Annotated in this window: 2 protein-coding genes and 1 pseudogene; all 3 read left to right on the top strand. The window is 72.5% G+C overall.

Features of this window, described 5'->3' with window-relative positions; genetic code table 11:
• Positions 1-292: 292 nt before the first annotated feature.
• On the top strand, positions 293-1,213 hold the full coding sequence (gene dapD, locus H5J33_RS33380; protein ID WP_399552992.1) for a 2,3,4,5-tetrahydropyridine-2,6-dicarboxylate N-succinyltransferase: 921 nt from the start codon (positions 293-295) through the stop codon (positions 1,211-1,213).
• Positions 1,214-1,431: 218 nt separating this feature from the next.
• Positions 1,432-1,584 (top strand): hypothetical protein, encoded by a 153-nt coding sequence (locus tag H5J33_RS33375; RefSeq protein ID WP_181798437.1) that lies wholly within the window; start codon positions 1,432-1,434, stop codon positions 1,582-1,584.
• A pseudogene (locus H5J33_RS33370) lies at positions 1,581-1,927 on the top strand (hypothetical protein); the annotation flags it as partial. The gene H5J33_RS33375 and the pseudogene H5J33_RS33370, both read left to right, overlap by 4 nt.

The raw sequence follows: 1,927 nt of genomic DNA, 5'->3' as shown, positions 1-1,927 counted from the left end.
CGGGGCAGTCCCTGGATCGGACGGTCCCGTCGTCGGCCGGCGGGACATCGGCCGTCCCGTCCCACGTTCGGGTGTTTCGCCCCCGGCACCCGGATGAGCGGGCGCCGCCATGAGCATCGTCGCCTCATGACCATGCGAAAGACACCCGGCCTCGAACCGGCCGCGGTGCCGGGAACCACCTTGCTCGCGAGCGCCTCCGCGAGCCCTTCGGCAAGCGCGAGCGCAGCCTCCGCCGCCCCCTCCGCTTCCGCCGCACCCCCGGGCGGCAACTGCGCCGGCACAGCCGCCCGGCATCTCGTACGGAACAAGCGCACGGAGGTGGTCGGCCATGTCCCCGCCCGCCGTTTCTGAGGACCGGCCGACGCGGTTGCGGATTGCCGACTTCCTCGAAGTCCTGGACCGCGAGACCGCGGCGACCGGCCCGGACGCCCGCCGGGGCGTCGAGGTGGTCGCGGTCCGCACGGTCATCGCGTCGCTGGACGACAAGCCGGTGGACGCGCACGACGTCTACCTGCGGCTGCACCTGCTCAGCCACCGGCTCGTGAAGCCGCACGGCCTCAGCCTGGAGGGCCAGTTCGGCTTCCTCGCCAACGTCGCCTGGACCTCGCTCGGCCCGGTCGCGGTGGACGACATCGAGAAGGTGCGGCTGAACGCCCGCGCCGAGGGCCTGCACCTCCAGGTGACCTCGATCGACAAGTTCCCGCGCATGACGGACTACGTCGTCCCCCAGGGCGTGCGCATCGCCGACGCCGACCGGGTCCGCCTCGGCGCCCACCTCGCCGCCGGCACCACGGTCATGCACGAGGGCTTCGTCAACTTCAACGCGGGCACGCTCGGCACCTCCATGGTCGAGGGCCGGATCTCCGCGGGCGTCGTGGTCGGCGACGGCTCGGACATCGGCGGCGGCGCCTCCACCATGGGCACCCTGTCCGGCGGCGGCAACGTGGTCATCTCCATCGGCGAGCGCTGCCTGATCGGCGCCGAGGCGGGCATCGGCATCGCCCTCGGCGACGAGTGCGTGGTCGAGGCCGGCCTCTACATCACCGCGGGCACCCGCGTCACCATGCCCGACGGCCAGATCGTCAAGGCCCGCGAGCTCAACGGCGCCTCCAACATCCTCTTCCGCCGCAACTCGGTCACCGGCGCGGTCGAGGCCCGCCCGAACAACGCGGTCTGGGGCGGCCTGAACGACATCCTGCACAGCCACAACTGACACCCCGGCCACACCGGCGCAGCGCCCTCCCGCCCCGCGGTGGAGGGCGCTGTGTCATACGGCGGCAGGGGATCACAGTCCAGGCAGCGCTTCCGTGAAGCTCTGCTTAATTCTCCTATGACACACAGGTAAGCAATGCTGATATGTCGCGGAGGCCCTGTGTTCAACTCGCCCCTTATGCGTCACCATGGCCGGAGGGTCACCACCGACGTCCGGTCATGGGAGGCACCATGAAGCTCGGCAAGGCACTGGCCACCGGGGTCGCCGAGGAGCGGCCGCTCGTTCACGCGGAGGCACCGCCGCCGCCCGAGGAGACCGTCCTCCCCGCACCGGCCGAGCCGGCCCGCGAAGAGGCACCGGCCGCCCGATGAGACTGCGGCTCCCGGCGGAACGCCCGACGGAGCCGCCGACCGGTTACAAGATCGCCCACCCGGTGCTGTCCCGGGACGGCACCCGGGCCGGGTTCACCGGTGTGTCGCTCGGCGGCGCGCTGCCGTACGCCGTCCTCGACGACGCCTCCTGCGTCTACGGCCGCGGGCACCGCCCGCCCGCGCGCCGCTGCGACTGCGGCTTCCACTGTGTGCACGACCGGGGCGCCGCCGAGGACCTGCGGTGCACCGCCGAGCACCGCGCGGCCGTGCTGCTGGAGGTCACGGTCCTCGGCGCCTACATCCGCTTCGAACGCGGCTTCCGCTACGCCCGGCAGCGGGTGCG

The sequence above is a fragment of the Streptomyces sp. WELS2 genome, from assembly GCF_013870595.1.
In the GTDB taxonomy this organism is placed as follows: Bacteria; Actinomycetota; Actinomycetes; order Streptomycetales; family Streptomycetaceae; genus Streptomyces.
Note: the sequence above shows the minus strand (reverse complement) of the source record. Positions and strands in the feature narration are given on the sequence as shown.